Source organism: Arthrobacter sp. H5, assembly GCF_000520595.1.
GTDB lineage: Bacteria > Actinomycetota > Actinomycetes > Actinomycetales > Micrococcaceae > Arthrobacter_D.
The window spans coordinates 1-24073 of the sequence record NZ_KI915019.1 but is presented as its reverse complement, the minus strand read 5'-3'; the positions used below and the strand labels follow the sequence as shown (position 1 = coordinate 24073).

Here is a 24073-nt window from a genome sequence, read left to right as displayed (position 1 = left end):
GCCCAGCGGCAGGACAAGCCGGCGTTCAAGAAGCTCCTTCTCCTGCTGCATGCCACCGACGGCGTTCCACAGATTGCGTGGCATGAGGCGGCCGCCCAGCTCACTCAGCAAACCCATCTCCTGTCGCTGGACCGGGATCTGGCGTTCGAAGTAGCGCAGGTGCTTCTTATCCTGGAATCCCGCGTTATTGAGCGCCTCTACGCGGTGCTCGGTATCCGGTACCAGGGTGGACAACTTGGTGAGCCCAAACGGAGCCATCCGGTGCTCGATGGCGGCGAGGAGACCGCTGCCTATCCCCTGCCGGCGCCAGCCTTCGTCAATGGCGAAAAAGACAATCCAGCCCTGGTCATGGGCGGCGCGCGCAACGGCGGCACCGACTACCTCATCGCCGTGAACAGCAACAACGGCGTGGTCCTTCTGGCAGGATGCAACCACTTCCGCGAGCGCATAGACCGGCTCCACTCCGCTTGCCTTGGCCTGTTCCCACAGGTGCAGGATCGCGTCCATGTCCGCCGGGTGAAAGTCCCTGGTGCGCCAACCCGTCATTGTGTTGCCCCTCGTCCGCCCCATCCACTGTGATCTGCTTGCATCATGGCATATTCCGTCCGGGACGCTCCATTGTGAACTCAGCTGTTCAGCGCCGGCACCTCGGCTGTGCGAATGCAGGACGCCACATGATCCGGTCCCAGCGGCACAGGAGCGGGTATTACGTCGGCACACGCCTCGATCGCGAGCGGGCAGCGGGTTCGGAAGACACAGCCCGACGGCGGATTCAACGGCGAGGGCACGTCGCCTTCAGCAGCGTCCGGTCGCGGTTGCGTTCAGCCACCGGGTCGGCCAGCGGAATGGCCGACAGCAGCGCCTGCGTGTAGGGGTGGCCCGGCTGGCGGTACAGCTCGACCTTGGGGCCATGACCGCGTCCCTGGCGGCTGGCTTGGGCCCGGCGCCACTGGGCTTTGCGAAAGCCGCCCTGCGCGCGCTTCAGGCCGGCGAAGCTGCGGGCGGCGACTCCCGCGGCAAGCAAAGCGCGTGCCTGCTGGTTTGCTCCAACGTTGCCGACGATTCCTCTCCGCCGGATTTGATGATCGATCTCCGGGTGGATGATTCGCCGGAGCCGCTCCTGGAACTTTCCCGGCTGCTGGAACTGTGGTGGGAAGGGTAGCCGCTGGATACAGTTAGCTGATCCGGGAGGGGCCAACCACCATGGCAAAACTGATTTACTCGGCAATCATGTCGCTGGACGGTTATATTGAGGACCGGACAGGACACTTTGACTGGGCCCAACCTGACGCGGAAGTGCATGGCTTCATCAACAACCTTGAACGGCCGGTTGGCATTTACCTGTACGGACGCCGGATGTACACCATGATGGTCGGGTGGGAGACGGATCCGGCACTGGCCGATCAGTCAACCCTGATGCGGGATTTCGCGGGGATCTGGCAGGCAGCCTCAAAGACCGTTTACTCCCGGACACTGCAGGAGGCCACCACCTCGAACACGCGCATCGAGCGGGAGTTCGACGCGGAGGCAATCCGCGGACTGAAAACATCCGCGGCGTCCGACCTTGCCATCGGTGGCCCTGATCTCGCAGCTCATGCGTTCAGAGCTGGGCTGGTGGACGAATGCCATATCTTCCTGATACCGATTGTGGTGGGTGGAGGCAAGCCGGGCCTGCCGCCCGATAGCACCCTGAATCTCACACTGCATGAGGAACGCCGCTTCGCTGGTGGGACGGTCTTTCTGCGGTATCAGGTCAACCCGCGCTAGACCTCCAGGGGCGTCACCGGGCCCAAGCTCCACATGGCGATCGCCATGGGTGACCGCCAGACGTTCGCTCTCCACCACCACACATTCCATGCCCAGATGCCTGAATGCCTTGCCTTCATTGGAGAACCCGGCGGGTAGGACAGTCCGGGTACACAACGCGCCGGTCCGGACCTCACCGTGCCATAGTGTTGCAACCATGGAATCGCCGATACAACGCTACCTTCAGAAGATCCATCGGGAGATCTCGGATCTGAAGGACGGAAAGCCGTACAGCACCATCCCGGCGATGGCGAACGTTGACCCCAATCACTTTGGCATCTGCCTGACTACGGTGGACGGCTACATTTACGAGGTCGGCGACACCCGGGATGAGTTCAGCATCCAGTCAATCTCCAAGCCCTTCACCTACGGGCTGGCCCTGGCTGATCTCGGCCTGGAAGCCGTCGACGAAAAAGTGGATGTGGAACCCTCCGGCGATTCCTTCAACGAAATCTCCCTCGCCGAGGGGACAGGGCGTCCGTCCAACGCGATGATCAACGCCGGAGCACTGACCGCGACGTCGCTGATCAAGGGCTCTGGCGGAAACTCGCCGTTTAAACGCATCCTGAACACCTACTCGGCCTTTGCCGGCCGGCAGCTTTCGGTCAATGATGAAATCTTCGAATCAGAGCTCAAACACGGCCACCGCAACCGTGCGCTGGCCTACCTGCTGCGGTCTTTCAACATCATCGAGGACGATCCCAGTCCCGTCATTGAGAATTACTTCCGCCAGTGCTCGGTGCTGGTGAACTGCCTCGACCTGTCCATCATGGCTGCCACCCTTGCCAACAGCGGACGCAACCCGCTCACGGACAAGCAGGTGATGGCGATCGGCCCGATTGAGCGCATGCTCTCCGTCATGACTACCTGCGGAATGTACGACGACGCCGGAGCCTGGATCAGCACCGTCGGAATGCCCGCCAAAAGCGGAGTGGGCGGCGGCACCATCGCGGTATTGCCGGGCCAGGTTGGCCTCGCCGTCTATTCGCCGCCTCTGGACGAACATGGCAGCAGCGTCCGCGGCATGGCGGCCAGCCAGCGGCTCTCGCAAGATATGGAGCTGCACTTTGTGCGGGCAGCGCGCACCGGCAAATCGGCGATCCGGTCCAGCTACGACATCACGGCGTCACCGTCAGGAATCCGGAGGAACGATGAGTCCATGGATATCCTGCGCGACCATGGCCACCGGGCACGCGTTATCGAACTGAACGGTGACCTGCTGTTCGCAGGCGCCGAGTCCATGGTGCGGGAACTGAGCGCACTGGAGGAAACGGTGGAGCTGATCATCCTGGACCTGCGCAGGGTGGATGAAGTGGCTGAAGTATCACTCCGGCTTCTTGCTGAGGTGCGGGAGGAACTGCAGGATGAGGGCCGCGAACTGGTTCTCATCGACGGAGAAGGTACCCTTGCCGACACCTTCAAGGACGTGGACCGCGACGTCCCTACCTTCCCCACCCGCACCGCCGCCGTCGAATGGTGCGAGAACGGGCTGATCACCAAATACGGCGGTGAACTCTGCCTCCCCAGCGAGGTGGATGTGACCGATTGCCCGGCACTCAGCCCGCTGAGCGCCGGCGACGCGCGGAAGCTCGCCGACCGGATGGAAACCCGAAAGTACGACGACGGCCACGTCATCCGCCGCATCGGGCAGCGGTTTGGGGGCGTCTTTTTCATCCTCACCGGAAGGGTCACCACCACGGTGGAGGGGCCAACGGGAACCCGCGTCCGGCTAACCACGCTCAGCGCCGGAATGACGTTCGGCGAACTCGCCCTGGGCAGCGACGACCGGCAGGAAACCACCGTCAAGGCAGAGGGCGCGGTCCGGCTCACAGTCCTCACTGCAGACGCGATCGCCAGGCTGGAAACCGAGGATCCTCCGCTGGCGCTGGAACTGTGGAAGGCGCTGACCCGGGACGCCTACACCCGCGTGGATCTCTATCTACGCGAAACTGCTGTGCGGATCCGCGACTGAAGCCACTATTCAAATGTGCCGCCGTCGCGCCGTCGTGCATCTACCCTGGGCTGATCAAAGCGTTCCCAGGCCCCTCGTCCACCGTGGTTGTCCGCCACGTATCGAGGGCAATGACCAGTCCCAGAATGAACAGTGAGAGGCAGACCGAGCCCAGGGTGTCGGTCAACCAGTGATAGCCCAAGTAGAGGCGGCTGAAAATCTGGCTGCCAATTCCCACTACAGCGACAACCAGGCCGGTTAGCCACAACCAGATCCCCTGTCGGCGGGACAGCAGAAGATAGGCGCTGAGCAGCAGAAAATCGGCCGCTCCGAGAACGTGGCCGGAGGGGAAAGAGAACGTGTGGTCTGCGCCGTGGAGCATGAACTCGACCGGCGGCCGCGGTCGGTCGATGAGGTCGCGGAACAGCAGCGCCAGCCCCACTCCCAGCACCATTGCGCCGGCAAGGAGTACCGGCCGCCACATGTGCTTTGCACGCCAGATCCAGATTACGGTGGCGGCCAGCACAATAAACGGCATGGCAACCGGGCCAAAAATCACCGCCAAGATCACCATGAACATGGTGGCGTCCGGGCTGCGGAGATCGACCATGAAGTCCCGGACCGGCTCATCCAAGCTGCTGATGCCCGTACCGGTCCCCACGCTGACTATAAGGCCCACAAATGACGCGGCACCCACCACAATGAGCACAAGCGCAGCGATGAAAAACTTGCGCCGTCTGACCCCCGAAACAATGCGCTCCTCCGCGAGGTAGCGGCGGTTCAGGCGTCGAAGGCCGGTGAGCCGTCGGGATTCTGCGCTCATGTAGGTCTCCCACCGGTGGGTGAAACGGACGTACCGATCCCCCAACCGGTGGGGAAATCCTACCCTGCGGAGCCTAGTGGACCTGCGCTTCCACGCTAGTGTCCGACGACGACGGCGCGCCGGCCTCGTCAGCCGCGGCAGGCTTGCGGACAAACAACGCAGCCACCACCGCGAAGAGGAAGATGACCGCGCCGTAGAGGAACGCCATTCGGATGCCGCTTGCCAGCGCCGGGATCTCGGCGGTTCCGCCCGCGGTCAGGGCCGCTGACTGCACGGTCATCACGGCAACGAACAGCGCGATTCCCGCTGCACCGGCAAGCTGCTGGACGGTGCCGATCACTGCGCTGGCGTGTGAATACAACTGCGGGCGCACTGAGCCGAGCGCAGAGGTGAACAACGGTGTGAACATGCCAGCCAGACCAATGCTGAGGAACACATGGGCAATGAGCACCAGCCAGATGGGAGTTGTTTCGCTCACCATGGTCAGGCCCCAGAAGACGATGCTGACCAGCAGCGCCCCGGGAACAACCAGGATCCGTGGCCCGTGGCGATCGAAGACGCGTCCCACAACTGGCCCGAGCAGCCCCATGGCCAGTCCACCCGGGAGAAGCAGCGCTCCTGCCTGTGCGGGCTCAAGTCCAAGGACGTTCTGGAGGTAGATCGGCAGCAGGATGATGGTGCCGAACAGCGCCATCATGCTGATGGACAGCACCGCTATGGAGACGGTGAAGGTGCGCGAGGCAAAGGTCCGGAGGTCCAGCAGCGCGCGGTCGATCTTCTGCAGGGCGAGTTGGCGGAACACGAACAGTGCCAGTCCAACTGCCCCAACCACGAGGGGAACCCACGGCGGCATCATGGCGCCCTCTGCTGCTTCACCGAGTTGGCTGAGCCCGTAGACGATCCCGCCAAAGGCAAACGCTGAGAGGATCACGGACAGCACATCGATGGGCACCCGGTTTGGTGTGGTGACGTTCCGGATCCGGATCCCGCCGAGGATCAGCGATCCAACAGCAATGGGCAGTACCAGCCAGAACATCCAGCGCCAGTCCAGGACGCTGAGGATTGCGCCCGAGATCGTGGGACCGATTGCCGGAGCCACCGAAATCACAATGGAGATGTTACCCATGGTCTTGCCCCGTGACGCCGGCGGCACCAGTGTCATGACCGTGGTCATCAGCAGGGGCATCATGATCGCGGTGCCGCTGGCCTGAATGACCCGCCCCACCAGCAGAATTTCGAACCCAGGCGCCGTGGCTGAGACGAGTGTGCCAATGCTGAACAGTGTCATCGCGGCCATGAACACCGGCCTCGTGTTGAACCGCTGGAGGAGGAAACCGGTGATCGGGATGACCACCGCCATGGTCAGCATGAACGCCGTGGTGAGCCACTGGCCGGCCGTGGCCGTGATCGAGAGGTCCTCCATGAGGCGGGGAAGCGCCACGCCCATGATGGTCTCGTTGAGGATAACTACAAATGCCGAGCCCAAAAGCAATGAGATAACCAGCCGGTTCCGCTTGGAAACGTCGGGTTCGCCGGCCGTCTGGTCAACGGAAACGGATGGAGCGCTTTGTGGCACAGTGGTCCCCTTAGGAAACGTGAGTGGAAGTAGACAGTGTCTTCAACCAAACTAACGCGGACACCTGAATTTGTATTTCCGGCACCCTGGATATCATCCCTAAGGATGAGTCACCGGGCCTGCGTGCCGTAACTGATGGCTGCGCGGGTCACTTCCAGGGCACTGACGGTCTCCTCGTAGCTGCTCTGTGCCACACCGGCAAAGATGCAGTCAACCAGCGCAAGCTGCGCGATTCTCGATGCCATCGCCCCGGAACGAAAAGCCGTCTCACGGACCATCGTGAACAGGCAGAGATCAGCGGTCCTTGCAAGTGGCGAGGATTCCACGTTGGTCACGGCGATGGTTGGTGCGCCGGCTTCCTTGGCGCGCTCAATGAACGCAAGGGTTTCCCTGGTCTGGCCGCTGTGCGAGAAGGCAATTGCCACATCGGCGGGGTCCATGAGTGCGGCGCCCATGAGGGCGTCATGCTGCTGGTCGAAGGCCTGGGCAGTGCGTTTGATCCGGAAGAGCTTGTGCTGAAGGTCGTCGGCGACGATAGCGCCTGCGCCCAGCCCGTACACCAGGATGTGCCGCGCGGATCCGATTGTCTGCACCACCTTTTCAAGAACACCGAAGTCAACACTGGAGAGGGTCTCGTCAATCCCCAATGTTTCCGCAAACGCAATCTTTGCAACGGTGTCCTGCAGCGAGTCGTCCGGGCTGATGTCCGCCCCAAAGCGCCGCTGGTCCACGGCATTGGCTTCCTCGCGTCCAAGCTCGGTTGCCATCACCAGTCGGAGTTCGCCATAACCCGCGTACCCAAGGGCCCGGCAGAACCTCACCACCGACGGCTCGGAGGTGCTGCACTTTTCTGCGAGCTGGGAAATGGTGTTCCGCAGGACAACCGTGGGATCGGCCAGGATCACTTCCGCAACCCTCCGCGCGGAGGGAGGCAGCGTCGGCAGGTGGGAATGAATCTTCGACTGGATGCTCATGGAACCCTTTCTCGGGTCATTGAGTTACAACTTCATGAAATGTATCGTAATCCTCCTACGTACGGAGGGACGGCATGAAACCTTATCCGGGAGTGACCCTGCGTGCACGTGCGGTCACCATTCCGCTGGTGCGGCCGTTTATCACCGCAGTCAGGCGCGCCACGGTGCTCGAAACGGTTCTGGTCCAAGCCATGGACGACGACGGCCGCAGCGGCTGGGGCGAGGCGCCCATCAGCGCCGTCACCAAGGTAACCACGCCCGGCGTCGTCGCGTCCGTACATGGCCCGCTTCAGGACCTGGTGGCCCGTTCCGATACAGCTGATCATGCAGAAGCCCTCAGTCACGTCAGCCTCTCCTCCGAATCGAGCGCCGCCAGGATGGCAGTTGACTGTGCCCTTCATGACCTGGCGGCACAACGCCACGGCAGCCCGCTTTTCCGGTACCTCGGCGGCCGTTCACCGCGGGTCTTCACCGATATGACGCTTTCCGTCGATGAACCGGCTGCACTCGCCAGCGAAACCCGGCAGCACACTGCCCACGGTTTCGACTGCATCAAGGTCAAGCTTGACGCGGGCGGCGACCAAGTGGCGCGGATGCGTGCAGTGCGCCGCGCCGCGGGGCCACACGTCCGGCTGCGGATCGATGCAAACCAGGCCTTCACTCCCGAGGAAGCGGTGCGGGTCATCACTGCGCTTGAGGATGCCGGGCTCAACATCGACGTCTTCGAACAGCCGGTTCCCGCCGGCGTCTGGGAGGACCTCGCCTACGTCACCCGCCGCGTAAATACTCCCATCATGGCTGACGAGTCTGTCTGGACCGTTGAGGATCTGCACCGGCTCATCGACCTTCAGGCCGCGGATCTGGTGAACATCAAACTGGCCAAGACCGGAGGGGTCCTCCCCGCAATGCAGCTGGCACAGCTGGCATCCAGCGCCGGCCTCGGCGTGCTGGTGGGCTGCATGATTGAAAGCACCGTGGGCATCGGCGCTGCGGCAAGCTTCGCCGCGTCCCTCACGGAAAGCACTGAACCGACGACGGCGGCGCACCACATTCCCCAGGATCTGGACGGCGGGCTGTGGGTGGCTTCGTCGCCGGTGAACGGTGGTGCGCGGTATGACGCCAACGTCATCACACTGCCGGAGAGACCGGGGTTGGGAATCTTCGCAGCAGCGGGTCAGGAAACAGCGCTCCGCTGAGACTCAAGCGCATCAATCAGCTGCGCCGCTGCCCAAAGATCGGTGGCGACGGCGTCCGGCACTGCTTCGGGAGGGAGCTCCAGCTGCGCGGCGGACCCGATGTGGCGCTCGACGGCGTGGCGGGTGCGCAGATATTCCTGCAGGGTGCGGTACCTGGCGGCGCCGACATCCCGGACCAGACCGGAGACCGGTGCATCCACCCGCAGCAACAGGCTCAGCGCGCCGCTTCGAGCCGCGCCCGCAATATCGTGGTCCAACCGGTCCCCCACGTGGATGTGCAGCCCCGCGGCTCCCCGGGCGAACTCAAAGGTGGCCGGTCCCGGCTTGGCCGACCCGGCGTCGTCGGACGTTACCAACCCGTCGATCACCGGCAGGAGGCCCGCACCGGCGATCACCGGTTCCTGGAACGCCCTGCGGCCGTTGGTGAGGATGACTACCCTCCAGCCTGCGGAGCGGAGGCCGGCCAACACTTCGGGGGTATCCGGGTGCAGCAGCCGGGTCCGGGTGGCCGCCTCTTCCAAGCGCCCCACGATGCGCTCCGTCACGATGTCCGCTCCCATGGATATTCCCCGCGCACCGGTTGCAGCAGCAACCATGGCCGACCACCCGTAGGCAGCGTACTCGTCCTCGAGTAACAGCTCCTCGTGGCGGCGCAGCACCTCCTGGTACAACCCGTCCGGAGATGCCGGTTCGATGGCATCGCACACCTCCCGAAGTACTGACGCGAAAGGCCCCTGGATCAGCGTCCCGTCAAGGTCAAAGCTGATGACGCCGCGGCTGGGTCTCATTTTCCTGCGCACAGGTCCCACGCCATGACCGACAAGGCAGAAATGGCCGCCGTTGCCTCATATTCCCCGTAGGCGCGGGTACAAACTGAAAGAATATAGCCCTCGGAGCCGGAAGGCTGCACAAACGCAACGTCGTGCCGGATGCCCGTTACCCAGCCCGATTTGCTGCCCCAGTCAGTGCCGCCCGGAAGCGCCGGACCGATCACGCCGTATTCCTGTGCACGGAGGAACTCCAACATCAATCGGGTGCTTTCTGGGCCCGCCGCCCGGCCGTTGATGACGGCAGCCATGACCGCGCCCAGATCCGCGGCTGTGGTCTCCTGGGTAAGGCCGGCGGCAAGCCCCTCAAGGTCGCCGAAGAGCCGTTCCATTTTCGACGACACCGCGCCGCAGCGGTGCAGGGCATCATTGACGGCCGCCAGTCCAACGAGCTCCACCACCAGGTTGGTTGCTTCATTGGAGGACACGACGATCATGCGCCGAAGGACCTCGCGCAGCGGCATCGATTCCCCCTCGACGGGCAACCCTTCGTCAATCTCCCCCGGTTCGCAGGTAAATACTCCGGCGCCCGGTGCTGAACTGGCGAAGCTGAAGCGAACCGTCACCGGTTGGTTGAGGGACAAATTCCCGCTGTCGACTTCCCTCAGCGCGGCGACAAGAACCGCAAGCTTGATGGTGCTCGCCGCATACACCACGGTGTCGGCTGCACTCTCGGCAAGGACCTTCCCGCTCAACGTGGTCAGGCGGAAGGAAATGTGCGGGTTGCCGTCGCTGTAGTCCGACACCACACTCATGTGTCCGCACCGTCCGCTGCAGTGCTGTAAACAGCTTCAGTCACGGCGGAGCGCAGCGGGGCCATCTCGGATAGCGTGCGGCTGGGGTGCACCCGGTTGGTCAGCAGCACCACTGTCATATCCGCTTCGCGGTCCACCAGGAGTGAGGTTCCGGTGAAGCCGGTGTGGCCGCGGGCGTGCGCACCGTCACCGCTCATCCAATCCAGCTGCCCGATGCGCAGCCCGAGCCCGTGTCCATAGCCTGGTCCGCCGGCCTGAAGATTGTTGCCCAAGACAAGCGGCAATTGGTCGGACCAGAACTCTTTGGCCAGCGGCGCCGACAGCAGCGACCCGATACCCTGCTGCAGGATCTCCCCGAATGCGAGCAACGCGCCGGCCGTGCCGAAAAGCCCGGCGTTACCGGCGCCGCCTCCCAGCGACCAGGCGCTTTCATCGTGGACCACCCCGCGGACGGCACCCCTACCGATTCCTGGCTGACATTCGGTGGCCGCGCACGCGGCCGCGTCCGGCGAGTACGTGAGCTTCGCGGTCCGTGGATCCAGACTCCGGAGCGGCCCCAGTATCTTCTCCTCCACCAAGTGGGCCCACGGCGTCCGGGTTACGGTTTCGGCGAGCGCCATCACAGTGTTGAATCCGACGCAGGAATACTCAAACGCTGTGCCGGGAGCCCTCGCAAGGGGCGTGGCAAGGAGGTCTTCCAGTAGGGCGGAACGCTCAGCCGAGGGCAGCCGCTGCCAGCCGTCCCACACTCCCGGCAGGCCCGATGTATGGGTAAGGAGGTGGCGGAGGGTGATCGCTTCTTTTCCGTCGCCGGTAAACCCAGGAAGCCGCGGCGTCACAGGATCGTCAAGGGTCAGCACGCCGTCGTCGACCAGGCGCAGTGCGGTCAGAGCCGTGAAGATTTTGGTCACCGAGGCGAGGTCGTAGACCGTTTCCGCCGTGGCAGGGACCTGTTCCGCCGCAGGCAGGGGCGCGCCGTCGTCGTCGTACGCCACTGCGTCACCAAACGCGGTGGGCCCCGCCTGGGCGCCGCGGACGCTGTAGGCCAGGACGGCCGACGGCGTCACCCGGCTGTGCACGGCGGCCTCCAGGATGTGGCGGAGTTCGGTGTCAATTTCAGTGGAGGACAAGTTGTGGATTCCTATCGGAGGTAAGTGTTGCCTGGACGCCCAGCGGAATACTGTGGGCGCCGGGTCCGTGGCCAAAACCGAGCTCCCACACCAGCGGGATCCCCAGCGGCACCAGCAGTTCGGTGACCAGCGCCTTGACGTCGTGGAGCTCACCGCATTTGAGCCAGGAGCCGAGCGCGATGCCGGTCAAACCATCGAACCAGCCGGCACGCAGCAGGATGTGCAGGAGGGCGTCCAGCCGGTAGATATCCTCTGTGATGTCCTCCAGAAGGGCAATCCGGCCCGTGTTGTCCGGTATCGGCTGTGCACCGAGTGTCATCGCGAGAAGGCTGAGATTGCCGCCGGTCAGGGAGCCAGTCGCCTCGCCGTGCACCAGCGGCTCGGCTGCACCGGAGGTAAAGGAACGCCCGCGGTAGGGGGTAAACAGCGCCTCCCGGAGGTTTGCCTGCGCCGCCGGGTCATCCAGGAGGGCATCAGTGGCGACCATGGGCGTGAACCAGGTGGCGAGCCCCAGGTTCTCCGACCAGTACTGGTGGAGTGCCGTGGCGTCGGAGGAGCCTATGAGCGGCTTGGGCCCCGCTGCCCGAAGCTTGGCCGCATCCAGCAGGTCGAGGATCCGCACCGCGCCGTAGCCGCCGCGGATGCAGAAGACCGCCGTGATGCCATCGTCGCACCACATGGTCTGGAGGTCCTCGGCCCGGTGCCGGTCTTCGCCCGCGAGGTAGGGCGCGCTGGGGTGTACGTCGCGCACGTGATCCGCCAGCACCGGTTCCAGCCCCCAGCCGGTCAACAGGGACACCGCCCGATCCAGTCGGTCGGCCGGCGCCGGGCCCGACGGCGACACCAGGCCCACCCGGTCGCCCGGCTTCAGCGGGCCAAGCTCCGGGTGCATTGCCGCAGCGCCGGTCAACGCACGCCGTCCTGCGCGTCGTTCTCCAACGCCTGCTCGCGAAGCGGCGCACCGGCCGTTGCAACCGGGGATTCGCGGGTGGGCACCACGCTGAGCAGCCGTCGCGTGTACTCATGCTGCGGGTTGAGGAGCACTTCTTCCACCGGCCCCTCCTCCACGATGCGGCCCTGGTACATCACCACCACACGGTCGGCGATGTTCCAGGCAAGGCCCAGGTCATGCGTGATCACCAGTGCGCCGAGTCCCAGCTCGCACTTCAGTTTGAGCAGCAGGGCAAGGACTCCGGCACGGACTGAGGCGTCGAGGCTGGCAACGGGTTCATCGGCCACCAAAAACTCAGGCTCAAGGGCAAGCGCTCCGGCAATGACCACGCGCTGGCGCTGGCCACCGGAGAGCTCCTGCGGAATCGCCGTGAAGAACTTCTCCGGCGGGTTCAGCTCGGCCTTGGCCAACGCCGCAGCGACAATATCGCGTTCATCGCCGTCGAGCTTGTGAAGCCTGGGACCCTCGGCGACCGCCTCGTAGACCGAGTGCTTGGGGTTCAGGGCGGCGGTGGGATCCTGGAGCACAAACTGCACCGCCCGCCGGTAGACCTTGAGCGCTTTGCGCTTGTGGGACAGGGGTGTGCCTTCAAAGAGCACCTCACCGCTGGTGGGTTTCTGCAGGCCAAGCAGCGTGCGGGCCAGAGTGGTTTTTCCGGATCCCGATTGACCCACCAACGCCACAATCTCCCCGGTGTTGCAGGTCAGGTTGACCGAGTCCACGGCCCTGACCGCACCCGAGCCACGCGCGCTGAACGTTACCGACAGATCGCGGGCTGCGAGGGCCGGGCGGCTCTCATGGGGCACACTTGCGGCTCCGGGTTCCGCGTGCGGCGCGTTGGGAGCTGTGTACGTGGGGAGCTTCAATCGCGAGGACAGGTCACCGATCACCGGAAACGCCGAGGCCAGCGCCTGGGTATGCGGGTGCTGTGGATTGCGCATGATCTTCAGCGAGGGCCCCTGCTCCACAATCCGGCCCTCCTGCATCACCACGATGCGTTCGCAGGTCGCGGCAAGAACGGAAAGGTCGTGGCTGATCATGATGAGGGACAGTCCACGGTCCCGGACCAGAGCGGTGAGCAGATCGAGAACCTGGGCCTGCACCACCACGTCCAGCGCCGTCGTCGGCTCGTCCGCAATGATGAGGTCCGGATCGCACGCCAGTGCCATGGCAATCATGATGCGCTGCTTCTGACCGCCGGAGAGTTCATGCGGGTAGGACAGTCCCTTCGCCTTGGGCAGACCCACCTGCTCCAGGAGTTCGTTGACCCGTGCGGTCCGGGCTGACTCCTGTTTGTACTGTGCGTCGACGCCCTTCGCGTGGATGATGAGCGCTTCCGCTATCTGGTCGCGGACCTTGCGCACAGGGTTGAGCGAGTGCATGGCACCCTGGAAGACAATGGAGGCCTCGGTCCAGCGGACGGAACGCAGACGCCCCCAGCTCAGTTCAGAGACGTTCTCATCTCCGAGCAGGATCTTGCCCTCAACCTTTGCGTTGGCTGGCAGCAGCCGCAGAACGGACACGGCTAGGGTGGACTTTCCGCAGCCGGATTCGCCGGCCAAGCCTACGGTGGAGCCGGGTTCAACCACCAGGCTGACGCCGTCGACCGCTGCAATTTCGCCCCGCCCGCTCGCGGTCTGCGTGGTGTAGGTGATCCGCACATCGCGGAATTCAAGCCGAAGCATTACCGTCCTCGCAGGGTGGGGTTGATCACGGATTCAAGGGCGCGGCCCACCAGGGTGAAGCACAGCACCACCACAACAATTGCCAGGCCGGGAGGCATCACGTACCACCAGTACCCGCCGGTTGCTGCTCCGGTGTCCAGCGCGGATTTCAGCATGGCCCCCCAGGAGATACTGCTGGGATCGCCGAGACCCAGGAAGGACAGGGTGGACTCCGCAATGATTGCCGATCCCACGGTAAGGGTGGTGTTGGCCAGCACCAGCGGCATGACGGCGGGCAGCACGTGCTTGGTGATGACGTGGCCGTCTCCGGCGCCCAGTGCCCACGCCCGTTCGATGTAGGGCCGGGACTCCACGGTGAGGGTCTGCGAGCGCACCAGCCGGGCGGTGCCCGCCCAGGAAGTCACCCCGATTGCGACGACGATGGTCGCCACCCCGGGCCCGATCACGCTGGAGAGCACAATGGCCAGCACCAGTCCGGGAACTACGAGGAAGAAGTCGATGATGCGCATCAGGACTGCCTGGGTGGCGCCCGTGAAGTGGCCTGCCGCCATCCCGACGACGGTCCCGATCAGCATGGAGACCAGCGTCGCGGCGAAACCCACCACCAGGGAGATGCGCGCGCCCCAGATCAGCAGCGCCAGTACGGAGCGTCCGGCGGGGTCGGTGCCCAGCGGGTTCTCGAGACTGGGTGGATCATTCTGCGGTGAGGTCACCTGGGTGACGTCCAGGACGCTGGGCGGTGCGAACAACGGAATCAATGCGGCCAGCGCAATGACAAACACCAGGATGATCAGCCCGGTGAGGCCGGCACGGTTGGAGGCGAATTCCTTCCACACTTCCACCGCCCGCTGACGACGGCGCGCAGCGGCAACATTGATGCGCTTACCCTGGGCAGCCGGTGCGCTCATGCGGCACGCAGCCGGGGGTCAAGAACGCGGTAGAGCAGGTCCGCGAAAAAGTTCATCAGAATCACGATCGAAGAGAAGACCACAAAGGTTCCTTGGAGGAGCGGGAAGTCGGGGGCTGAGAGGGCCTGGAAGGTGAGGTACCCGAGTCCCGGCCAGGAGAACACGGTTTCGACCGTGACGGCGCCGCCCACCAATCCACCGAGGGTGAGGAAGATCAGCGTGACGGTGGGAAGCAGCGCGTTGGGCACGGCGTGTTTGGTACGCACCTCATCCTCGCGCAATCCCTTGGCTCGCGCCGTCATCAGGTAGTCGGAGGTCATTTCCTCCAGTAGTGATGCCCGCATCACCATCAGATACTGGGCATACACCACGGCCACCATGGTGATGACGGGAAGGGTCATGTGCCGGATGACGTCCCAGATCAGCGGCAGTCCAGTTTCGGTGGTGCCCGCAGTGACCAGTCCCCCGGTAGGGAACCACTGCAGTCCTCCACCGAAAAGCAGCAGGAGCAGAAGCCCCAGCCAGAAGGTGGGTACGGACCAAAACACCAGTGCAAGGCCGGTCTGCGTCTTGTCGAAGAGGCTGCCGCGCCGCCAGGCCGCGCGCTGTCCCAGCCAAAGTCCCAGCACCACCGAGATGATGGCCGCTGTGCCGGTGAGGAGCACTGTGGGACCAATCCGGGTGGCGATGAGGTTCACCACGGGTTCGTTGTAGGTGTAGGAGTAGCCCAGCTGGCCTTGAAACAGTTCGGTGAGATACCGCCAGAACTGTGCCAGGAGCGGGTCATTCAGGCCAAGCTGCTCACGCAGGATGTCCATCTGTTCAACACTGACCCGGCGCCCGTCCGCGAGTGAGCGGACGGGGTCGCCAGGCAGGATGCGGAATGCGAAGAAGCCCAGGAGCACCACCATGATCAGCGAGATCAGGGCCCCGCCAGCTTTCATGGCGGTGTATTTCAGCCACGAAGATGCCCGCGGCGGCTCATCTGTGCCGTGGTCTCCCGGGACCAGGTCCTGAGTGCTCAACGCATTCGACATGGTGCGGGTTACTCCCGCTCGTCAGCGGTGGAGCGCCTGCGCTTCACCAGGAAGAACGCCACCAGTCCACCGACCAGCAGCACACCCACAATCGGCAGGATGACCGCTGCAGGGTTGGTGGTGGCGGTTGCTCCCTCGGCGTCCACGGAGGAGACCGGAGTTGCACTGTAGATGCCCCACGGACCGTTCTGGCCCAGAATCACTCCGCCTTCAGTGGGCTGGGTGACGAAGGGCTCGAAGCGGTCCGACCGGTAGGCCTCCAGTGCATCGGCGTAGTACAGCACGTTGTTCACCGCGGCGTCGTAGATCAGTTTCTGCGCGTCGACGACCAGTTCGCTGCGGCGTTCCTGATCGAGTTCGGTGTGCTGGGCAGCGTAGATCGCGTCGAACTCCGGGGAGCACCAGTTGGATTCATTGGTTGCACCGGTGCCGTCGGCGTTGGGACGTGAGGAGCACTGGTTGATGGACATCTGGAAGTCAGGGTCCGGGCCGATGCCCCAGCCGGTGAAATACATGTCGTAGTTTCCCAGGATCGAATCATCGTTCACCTGGGCGGGTGCCTTCATCTCGCTGGTCACCGAAATGCCGATCTCAGCGAGCCACGGAATGATAAAGTCTGCCATCTGCTGATGCGTTGGATCCGAGTTGCGGCCCATGAGGCGCAGCTCCAACGGGTTGCCTTCGAGGTCCAGGCGCACGCCGTCGTCGCCCATTTCATAGCCGGCCTCGTCAAGAATCCGGTTGGATTCCTCCGGGTCGTAGGCGTAGGGCAGTTCCTCGGTGTCCCAGTGGTAGAGCGGGTAAACGGCGGGAATCTCGCCGGTTGCCGGGGTACCCAGGCCCTCCAAGACCCGTTCCAGCAGGGTGTTGGAGTCGATGGCCATCACAATGGCTTTGCGAAGCTCCACGTCCTGCAGCGCGGGATTGCCGTTGCCCATGTCATTGCCGTCAACGTCCTTGGTGCCGGAGTTGATGTTCATGGCCTGGTAGCGGCGGCCGGCACCGGAGTTGGTAGTGATATTTTCTTCCTGCTCCAGCGCCTGGAACTGCGCGGGGGTCAGGCCGTTGATCATGTCGATTTCACCGGTGAGGAGGGCCTGCACCGCGGCGTCGCCGTTCCGGTAGGGAACATAGGTGACGCCGTCGATCTTTGCCTCTCCTTGCCAGTAGTTGGGATTGGCTTTCATTGTCACGCCGGAGGTGGGGTTGTAGTCCACCACGGTGAATGGTCCGCTGCCAACGGCATCGGAGGCATTTTCGAAGGTTGCCGGATCCTCAACTTCGGACCACACGTGTTCCGGCACAACGGGAAGCACCGAGCCGGGGTTGGGCGCCTGTGCCTCGTTCAGGGTGAGCACCAGGGTGTAGTCATCGGTAGCTTCAACCGAGGCGACATTTTCCAGCAGCGAGCCGTTGGCCTGCTTGAGGGCGTCGTTCTCCTGGATTGCCTGGAAGGTCCAGGCGGCGTCGTTGGCCGTCAGCGGTTCGCCGTCGGACCAGACCCTGTCTTCAGCGAAGGTGAAGGTCCAGGTGATGCCGTCTTCCGACGTTTCCCAGGACTCCGCCATCTCCGGGATAACCTCATTGTTTTCGGCGCTGTAGCCCACGAGGCCCTCGTACTGCAGCCCGAGGATGTTGGTGCTGGTTGCGAGAATAGCGATGAAGGGGTTGAGGGAGTCGATGTCTCCAGTGAGCGGCAGCTTGAGCGTGGTGCCGGACTCTGTTCCGGTTTCAGTGGCCGATGCGGCCGGAATGACCAGCCCGCCGGGCACCAGCCCGATGGCTGCCGCCGTGAGCAGGGCTCCGATTTTCCGGGCGAGCGGGATCTTGCGCTCCCCGGTTTGGGTGGAAGTGCGAGTACTGGTCATCATGTCTCTTTCGTTGATGCCTGCGAGAAGAATGCTATGTAGTTAAGTTACGCAACTGTTCTGTGTGTCGCAAATCACTTACACTCGTGTGGTGGACCCCGTTGAACTGTGCGCCGAATTGATCCGAATTGACACCACCAACTGGGGTGAGGGAAAGAGCGAAGGAGAGCGTCTCGCGGCCGAGTATATTGCAGGTCTGCTCACGTCCGCCGGCTATGAACCGGTTGTCCTGGGACCTACCTCCGAACGCGCCTCGACGGTGGTCCGTGTACCCGGAACGGACCGCACGCTTCCCGCCCTGTTGATCCACGCGCACCTGGATGTGGTTCCCGCCGAACCGGCGCAGTGGAGCGTTGATCCGTTCGCCGGGGAGATCCGCGATGGCTACATCTGGGGACGCGGCGCCAGCGACATGAAGGACATGGTCGCAATGACCCTGTCCACCCTGCTGCGCTGGGCGGAGGAGGGAGCCGGGCCTCGCCGCGACGTCGTCGTTGCCTTTGTCGCGGACGAGGAGGACAAGGGTGACTACGGCGCCCTCTGGCTGGCCGCCGAGCACCCGGAGCTATTCTCGGGCGTCGAAGCCGCCATCGGGGAATCGGGCGGGGTTGCCCAGTTTCTCACCGCGGAGGATGGCTCCGAAGTGCGCCTCTACCCCGTCGCCGCCGCGGAACGCGGAACGCTGCACATGCGCCTGACGGCCACTGGAACCTCCGGGCACGGTTCCCGCCCCAATCCGGACAACGCGGTCACACACCTCATCGGCGCGCTCCACCGGGTCAGTGAGTACGCCTGGCCGATTGTGCTCACCCCCACCGTCCATGCGTATCTGGAGCAGACGACGGCGGCGCTTGGCTTCGCCGCGGACCTCACCACGGATGCGGGCGTGGAAGCCGCGGTGGACCGTCTTGGGGATGCTGGGACCGTGGCACGAACCACCATTCGCTGCTCGACAACCCCCACGGTGCTGGACGCCGGTTACAAGGTGAACGTCATTCCCGGGACCGCCTCCGCAGATCTGGACGTTCGCTGTTTGCCGGGAACGGAGGACGAAACCCTTTCGGTGATCGATGGGCTACTCGGCGGACGTGTCACGCGGACGTTCCTGTCCCATCAGCCGCCGGTTCAGGCGCCGATCGATTCACACTGGTTCGCCGCGATGAAGGCGGCGTTGCTGCGGCACGACCCTGCCGCCGTCGTCGTTCCCCGGTGTTTGGGTGGTGGAACGGATGCCAAGGCCTTCGCGCCGCTGGGGATCGACTGCTATGGCTTTTCGCCGCAGGGCGCGGATCCGGACGGCCGCACGTCTGACGGCGTGCACGGCGTGGACGAGCGCGTCCCGGTGGAGTCGCTGCGCAGCGGCCAGCGCATCCTGCAGGATTTCCTGGAGCACGTCTGAGGTTTGACCGGGCCGCGGGCATAGAGTGGGCCTACCGATGCAGGTCCCAGCCGAGGAGTCTTCACCATGGCCAAAGAACTCGCAACGCAGCTCATCGAGCAGCTCCAGACCGCCGGAGTGCGCCGGATTTACGGGATTGTGGGCGACAGCCTCAACCCCATTGTGGATGCCGTCCGAAAAACGGGCGGATCAGCCAAGGGCGGCATCGACTGGATTCATGTCCGGCACGAGGAAGCCGCCGCCTTCGCAGCCTCAGCGGACGCACAGCTCACCGGCGAGCTGGCGGTCTGCGCGGGATCCTGCGGTCCCGGAAACCTGCATCTGATCAACGGACTCTACGATGCCAACCGGTCGGGCGCCCCGGTGGTCGCCATCGCCTCGCATATTCCCAGCCAACAGATCGGCAGCGGCTTCTTCCAGGAAACGCATCCCGACCGCCTGTTCAATGAATGCTCGGTGTACTCGGAACTGATCAGCACTTCCAATCAGGCACCGAGGGTGATGCACAGCGCCATCCAGCACGCACTCGGAAAGGGTGGTGTTGCCGTCGTCACCCTCCCCGGTGACATTGCGAGCCTGGAGGCAACCGCGCCCACTCCCCTGTGCGCGCCGTTTGTACGCGGTACGCTCACTCCGTCCGAGGACAGTGTGCGCCAGCTTGCGGAGGCAATCAACGACGCCGGCAAGGTCGCCATTTTCGCCGGAATCGGTGTGGAGGGAGCGCACGACGCCGTTGTGGGGTTGGCAGAGCATCTCGCCGCCCCCGTGGGTCACTCGCTTCGCGGCAAGGACTTCATCCAGTACGACAACCCGTACGACATCGGCATGACCGGCCTGTTGGGCTACGGCGCGGCAGCCGAAGGCATCGAGGATGCCGATCTGCTGATCCTGCTCGGCACCGATTTCCCGTATGACCAGTTCCTGCCGGACACCCGGACGGCGCAAGTGGACCGATCGCCCGAAAACCTGGGGCGGCGCACCGACGTCGACATCGCCGTCCACGGGGACGTGCTGCCCACCCTGACCGCTCTGATGCCGCTGATCAAGCGGAAGAAAAGCCGGCGGTTCCTGGACCAGATTCTGAAGAAGCATGATCGGCTGATGAATAAGGCGGTGGGCGCGTATACCCGCCGGGTGGACAAGATCAAGCCGATCCACCCTGAGTACGCCGCCTCGCTGCTGGACCAGGCAGCGGATGACGACGCCGTATTCACGGCTGACACGGGCATGTGCAATGTGTGGACGGCCCGGTATATCAACCCGCTGGGGACACGGCGACTGATCGGTTCCTACCTGCACGGCTCCATGGCCAACGCACTGCCGCAAGCGATCGGCGCGCAGGTAGCTTACCCGGGGAGGCAGGTCATTTCAGTCTCCGGCGACGGCGGGCTGTCCATGTTGATGGGCGACATGCTCACGGCTGTTTCCTATCAGCTTCCGCTGAACATTGTGGTGTTCAACAACTCGACGCTGGGCATGGTGAAGTTGGAAATGCTCGTGGAGGGACTGCCTGATTATGGCGTGGACGTTCCGGACACCAACTATGCGGCGATCGCTCAGGCCATGGGCTTCCACGCCGTGCGGGTGACCGATCCGAAGCAAATTGCATCGGCGTACCGGGACGCTTTTGCACACAAAGGCCCTTCACTGGTGGAACTCATCACCGATCCCAAGGCGCTGTCCATCCCACCCAAGATCACCGGAGAGCAGGTCTTTGGGTTTGCCACCGCGATGTCCAAAATTGTTTTGAACAAAGGCGCCGGCGAGGCCGTAAGCATGGCGCGGAGCAACCTGCGGAACATCCCGCGGGGCTAAAGACATCTCATGGAACGAGTGGACAGTAGATACCCGAATCATTCGCCCAACCGGTATCTACTGTCTACTGGATCGGGATTACTGGGGGCGGAACCGGGAAGCGGTCCCACACGCGGTGTCTGGCCAGCAGCCCGGTAAGTCCCGCAATCACCGTAGTGGGATCCCCCGTGACCACGCCTTGCGCGCCGTCGTCGATGCCGGCAGCTGAGAGAACCGCGGCCACGTTACCCACTCCGCCGAGGGCTTTCGAATGCCGGAACGCCTCCGCCAACAGCAACTGAACCCGGGGATCCACCCGGCCCGGAACGCCTGCCTTGGCATCCCGGCTGTTGGCGGCGTCGTCGGCCGTTTTGGCCTGACCCGCCACGATGATGGCGTCGAATTCAGTGGAACGCGCCGTAAGGTACGTGCGCTGGACCACCAGTCCGCCGTCGAGCTTGCCGCCGGTGGGCGCAATGATCAACGTAACCATGCCGGCGTCGTCAAACGCTTTCTGCAGCATCGCCACGTTCTTGGCCGAGCCGGCAGGGTCGGCGATGATTCCGACAATTCTGCCTTCCACCGGCCAGGTGCTGCCCACCTGGGACAGCGCGGGGCTGAGGTCTCTGTCCTCGACCTGCTCAGTGGGCGACGGCGCATCGAGCCCGAGCCCCTTGGCCACCTCGGCGCACAGCCGCTCATCCACATTGGCTAGATTCTGCAGCTGGCGGATCCGGATGTTCTCCTCGAAGCACTTGCCAAGCTCGAAGGTGTAGGCGCTGATCACATGGTCTTGTTCCATTGGCGTCAGCGAGCGGAAGAAGAGCCTGACCTGACTGAAATGGTCCTCGAACGTCGCCGGGTTCTCGCGCAGCTTCATCGATGCCGGTAGCTCCTGCGGCACCTCTATGTAGGCGCTCATGTCATCGCCCGCGAGGAACGGGCATCCGCCGTCGAGCGAATTGGGCCGGTACGGTGCAACTCCCCCATGAACGGCTGACTGGTGCATGCCGTCGCGCAGCATGTCGTTGACGGGTACATGTGGACGGTTGATGGGAATCTGGGCGAAGTTGGGGCCGCCCAGACGGGTGATCTGCGTATCGATATAGGAAAACAGGCGCCCCTGCAGCAGCGGATCGTTGGTGACATCAATACCGGGGACAAGATGACCCGGGTGGAACGCCACCTGTTCGGTTTCGGCGAAGTAGTTGGTGGGATTGGCGTTGAGTGTCATGGTGCCGATGATCTGCACCGGCGCCAGTTCCTCAGGAACAAATTTTGTGGGATCAAGCAGGTCAATGCCTTCAAACATTTCATCCGGCGTGTCCGGGAAGGTCTGGATTCCAAAGTCCCATTCAGGATAGGCGCCGGCTTCGATGGAGTCGGCGAGGTCGCGGCGGTGGAAGTCCGGGTCCATGCCGTTGATGATCTGCGCCTCCTCCCATACCAGGGAGTGGATGCCCTGCCTGGGCTTCCAGTGGAACTTCACCAGCGTTGTCTCTCCCGCGGCGTTCTGCAGGCGGAAGGTGTGGATGCCGAAGCCCTCCATGGTTCGGAAGGAGCGGGGTATTCCGCGGTCGGACATGTTCCACATGGTGTGGGCCTGAGCTTCGCTGTGCAGGGAAGCGAAATCCCAGAATGTGTCGTGCGCGCTTTGCGCCTGCGGGATCTCGCGGTCCGGGTGCGGTTTTGCCGCGTGGACAATGTCAGGGAACTTGATTGCGTCCTGAATGAAGAACACCGGGATGTTGTTCCCCACCAGGTCATAGGTCCCCTCGTCCGTGTAGAATTTGGTGGCGAACCCCCTGGTGTCCCGCACCGTGTCCGCCGAACCGCGCGAACCCAACACCGTCGAAAAACGCACAAAAACGGGTGTCTCCACATTCTTGCCGAGAAAGCCCGCCCTGGTCACGCCCGCCGCGGCGCCGTTAGCCACGAAGGTTCCATGGGCACCTGCGCCGCGGGCGTGGACCACACGCTCAGGAATCCGCTCGTGGTCAAAGTGAGTGATTTTCTCGCGGAGATGATGGTCCTGGAGCAGCACCGGGCCGCGGGGGCCCGCCTTGAGCGAATGGTCTGTGTCAGAGACCCTCGTCCCCTGGGCTGTTGTGAGGAATCGTCCGCTCTGGGAATTGACGGTTCGAGCCGCTCCGGTCGGTGCCCCGGTTGGCGAGACTGTTTCCGGCCCGGTCTGGTCGGGCTTGGGCGGAAGCGGTTCGCGCGGATCCGTGGGCTCTTCCAGGCTGGGCGGTTCAACAGCGGGAGTGCCCGGAATATAGGGTTGGTCCGTGTTATCTGTGGTCATGAGTAGGCTCCGTCCGGCTTGAACTAGATCGGCCCGTCGAGGACCATAGTAGCGACCTTACCGAAAATGGTAAGCATACTGAATGGTTTCAACGGAGCATTCACTGGCAGAGCATAGCCACGCAGTGGGTGCGCAGCAATGAGTGGCCACAGATAACGAACCTAGTACTACAGTCGCGTTTATTTTTGGCTGTATCGGCGGTTTAATCGGACTTTCCGGTCGTGGCCTGTTAATCGTTGGTGGTGAGTGATGATATTTGTGTGGCGGACGTAGAAGAGTGGGCCGAAGGTCTGGAGGAAATCGGCGATCTCATTGGGCGGCGGTTTGTCCGGTCCGAACCACGCCGGAACGCTGTGGGGTATGTGCGCGGGCTGCTTTCGGATGAGGAACGTAAGAATTCCTGGACCCTGTCTGAACGCGCCGGGCACGGTACCCCGGATGGCATGCAGCGTCTGCTCTCGACCACCGACTGGGACCCTGACGCTGTGCGGGATGATTTGTTCACCTACGTCAACCGCCATCTGGGCGATCCCGACGGGATCCTGATCATTGACGAGACCGGATTCCTCAAGAAGGGCGCCGCATCGGCGGGGGTCGCACGCCAGTATTCAGGCACTGCCGGGCGGGTGGAGAACTGCCAGATCGGGGTGTTCCTGACCTACTCTGCCCCGGCCGGGCGGACCCTGCTGGACCGGGAACTTTACCTGCCCAAAACCTGGGCCGATGACCGGGAAAGATGCACCCGGGCAGGGATCCCCAAAACCAGGGAATTCGCCACGAAACCGGTACTGGCAGCGGACATGATCGACCGCGCCCTGGATGCCGGGATCCCGGCCCGCTGGGCTACCGGGGACGCGGTCTACGGACAGCATTCGGGGCTGCGCCGCCGCCTGGAAGCCAGGGGTTTGCACTACGTGCTGGCTGTTCCCATGAACCAAAACGTCCTCGCCCCCACGGCAGGGATCGGCGAGCAATGGCGCGCTGATAAACTCATCGCTTCCCTGTTCGCCAATGCCTGGCGGACCCGGACAGCCGGGGCCGGAACCAAGGGCGACCGCCGCTATTCCTGGGCACGGACCCGCATCAA

Annotated in this window: 21 protein-coding genes; 7 read left to right on the top strand and 14 right to left on the bottom strand. The window is 63.7% G+C overall.

From position 1 onward, the window contains the following. Nucleotides 1-546 (bottom strand): GNAT family N-acetyltransferase (locus Y708_RS26105; protein ID WP_035776785.1); only part of this gene is annotated, 546 nt, incomplete at its 3' end. An 80-nt stretch (nucleotides 547-626) separates the two neighbouring features. Then, on the bottom strand, nucleotides 627-788 hold the full coding sequence (locus tag Y708_RS31445; RefSeq protein ID WP_275451120.1) for an oligopeptide/dipeptide ABC transporter ATP-binding protein: 162 nt from the start codon (nucleotides 786-788) through the stop codon (nucleotides 627-629). 122 nt (nucleotides 789-910) lie between these two features. Between Y708_RS31445 and Y708_RS31220 the strand changes: the two genes are divergently transcribed. The 3 genes from Y708_RS31220 to glsA all read left to right on the top strand — a co-directional run bounded on the left by Y708_RS31220 (nucleotide 911) and on the right by glsA (nucleotide 3778). After that, nucleotides 911-1162, top strand: a complete 252-nt coding sequence (locus Y708_RS31220) for a DUF1028 domain-containing protein (protein ID WP_081746993.1) — start codon at nucleotides 911-913, stop codon at nucleotides 1160-1162. Nucleotides 1163-1203: 41 nt separating this feature from the next. After that, nucleotides 1204-1767 carry a dihydrofolate reductase family protein gene (locus Y708_RS0117840; protein ID WP_028280976.1) on the top strand — a complete coding sequence of 188 codons (564 nt, stop codon included), beginning with the start codon at nucleotides 1204-1206 and terminating at the stop codon, nucleotides 1765-1767. Between the two features lie 196 nt (nucleotides 1768-1963). Further along, nucleotides 1964-3778 carry a glutaminase A gene (glsA, locus tag Y708_RS0117835; RefSeq protein WP_028280975.1) on the top strand — a complete coding sequence of 605 codons (1815 nt, stop codon included), beginning with the start codon at nucleotides 1964-1966 and terminating at the stop codon, nucleotides 3776-3778. Nucleotides 3779-3818: 40 nt separating this feature from the next. On the opposite strand, the gene Y708_RS26100 is transcribed toward glsA, so the two are convergent. The 3 genes from Y708_RS26100 to Y708_RS26090 form a co-directional block, all read right to left on the bottom strand. Continuing rightward, nucleotides 3819-4580 (bottom strand): phosphatase PAP2 family protein, encoded by a 762-nt coding sequence (locus Y708_RS26100; RefSeq protein WP_155853924.1) that lies wholly within the window; start codon nucleotides 4578-4580, stop codon nucleotides 3819-3821. A gap of 73 nt (nucleotides 4581-4653) precedes the next feature. Then, the gene (locus tag Y708_RS26095; RefSeq protein WP_035776762.1) at nucleotides 4654-6156 is read right to left on the bottom strand and encodes an MDR family MFS transporter; all 1503 of its coding nucleotides are present in this window, start codon (nucleotides 6154-6156) and stop codon (nucleotides 4654-4656) included. 110 nt (nucleotides 6157-6266) lie between these two features. Then, complete coding sequence (locus tag Y708_RS26090; protein ID WP_035776760.1) at nucleotides 6267-7130, bottom strand: MurR/RpiR family transcriptional regulator; 864 nt, start codon at nucleotides 7128-7130, stop codon at nucleotides 6267-6269. Between the two features lie 74 nt (nucleotides 7131-7204). Here Y708_RS26090 and Y708_RS0117815 point away from each other — a divergent pair, with 74 nt between their 5' ends. Continuing rightward, nucleotides 7205-8326 carry a dipeptide epimerase gene (locus Y708_RS0117815; protein WP_051479140.1) on the top strand — a complete coding sequence of 374 codons (1122 nt, stop codon included), beginning with the start codon at nucleotides 7205-7207 and terminating at the stop codon, nucleotides 8324-8326. Here the strand turns inward: Y708_RS0117815 and Y708_RS27715 are convergent. From Y708_RS27715 to Y708_RS0117775, 8 genes are read right to left on the bottom strand one after another with little or no spacing between them, the layout of a single operon-like run. Then, nucleotides 8305-9114 carry an HAD family hydrolase gene (locus tag Y708_RS27715; RefSeq protein WP_051479139.1) on the bottom strand — a complete coding sequence of 270 codons (810 nt, stop codon included), beginning with the start codon at nucleotides 9112-9114 and terminating at the stop codon, nucleotides 8305-8307. The genes Y708_RS0117815 and Y708_RS27715 overlap by 22 nt on opposite strands. Then, a complete protein-coding gene (locus Y708_RS0117805) occupies nucleotides 9111-9908 on the bottom strand; it encodes a serine hydrolase (RefSeq protein ID WP_028280973.1) in 798 nt (265 codons plus the stop codon). The genes Y708_RS27715 and Y708_RS0117805 overlap by 4 nt, the downstream gene beginning before the upstream one ends. Next, nucleotides 9905-11038: a serine hydrolase domain-containing protein gene (locus Y708_RS26080; RefSeq protein WP_051479138.1), complete on the bottom strand. Its 1134-nt coding sequence runs from the start codon at nucleotides 11036-11038 to the stop codon at nucleotides 9905-9907. The genes Y708_RS0117805 and Y708_RS26080 overlap by 4 nt, the downstream gene beginning before the upstream one ends. Further along, nucleotides 11025-11948 (bottom strand): S66 peptidase family protein, encoded by a 924-nt coding sequence (locus Y708_RS0117795; protein ID WP_253905870.1) that lies wholly within the window; start codon nucleotides 11946-11948, stop codon nucleotides 11025-11027. Before Y708_RS0117795 ends, Y708_RS26080 begins: the two co-directional genes overlap by 14 nt. After that, a complete protein-coding gene (locus Y708_RS26075) occupies nucleotides 11945-13675 on the bottom strand; it encodes an ABC transporter ATP-binding protein (RefSeq protein ID WP_081746966.1) in 1731 nt (576 codons plus the stop codon). Before Y708_RS26075 ends, Y708_RS0117795 begins: the two co-directional genes overlap by 4 nt. Next, nucleotides 13675-14583 (bottom strand): ABC transporter permease, encoded by a 909-nt coding sequence (locus tag Y708_RS0117785; protein ID WP_028280971.1) that lies wholly within the window; start codon nucleotides 14581-14583, stop codon nucleotides 13675-13677. The genes Y708_RS26075 and Y708_RS0117785 overlap by 1 nt, the downstream gene beginning before the upstream one ends. Continuing rightward, entirely contained in the window at nucleotides 14580-15608 is a 1029-nt protein-coding gene (locus tag Y708_RS0117780; protein WP_253905869.1) for an ABC transporter permease, read from the bottom strand. The genes Y708_RS0117785 and Y708_RS0117780 overlap by 4 nt, the downstream gene beginning before the upstream one ends. Before the next feature lie 20 nt (nucleotides 15609-15628). Continuing rightward, nucleotides 15629-17488, bottom strand: a complete 1860-nt coding sequence (locus tag Y708_RS0117775; RefSeq protein WP_051479137.1) for an ABC transporter substrate-binding protein — start codon at nucleotides 17486-17488, stop codon at nucleotides 15629-15631. Nucleotides 17489-17579: 91 nt separating this feature from the next. Here Y708_RS0117775 and Y708_RS0117770 point away from each other — a divergent pair, with 91 nt between their 5' ends. Both Y708_RS0117770 and Y708_RS0117765 read left to right on the top strand, forming a co-directional pair. Beyond that, the gene (locus tag Y708_RS0117770; protein ID WP_216699827.1) at nucleotides 17580-18887 is read left to right on the top strand and encodes a M20/M25/M40 family metallo-hydrolase; all 1308 of its coding nucleotides are present in this window, start codon (nucleotides 17580-17582) and stop codon (nucleotides 18885-18887) included. A 66-nt stretch (nucleotides 18888-18953) separates the two neighbouring features. Continuing rightward, complete coding sequence (locus Y708_RS0117765) at nucleotides 18954-20702, top strand: pyruvate dehydrogenase (RefSeq protein WP_028280967.1); 1749 nt, start codon at nucleotides 18954-18956, stop codon at nucleotides 20700-20702. Nucleotides 20703-20766: 64 nt separating this feature from the next. Here the strand turns inward: Y708_RS0117765 and Y708_RS0117760 are convergent, their stop codons facing one another. Continuing rightward, nucleotides 20767-22986, bottom strand: coding sequence for a catalase (locus Y708_RS0117760; protein WP_028280966.1), 2220 nt, complete (start codon nucleotides 22984-22986; stop codon nucleotides 20767-20769). Nucleotides 22987-23246: 260 nt separating this feature from the next. Between Y708_RS0117760 and Y708_RS0117755 the strand changes: the two genes are divergently transcribed. Continuing rightward, nucleotides 23247-24073, top strand: an 827-nt coding sequence (locus Y708_RS0117755; protein WP_216699826.1) for an IS701 family transposase, incomplete at its 3' end; no start/stop codon positions are given.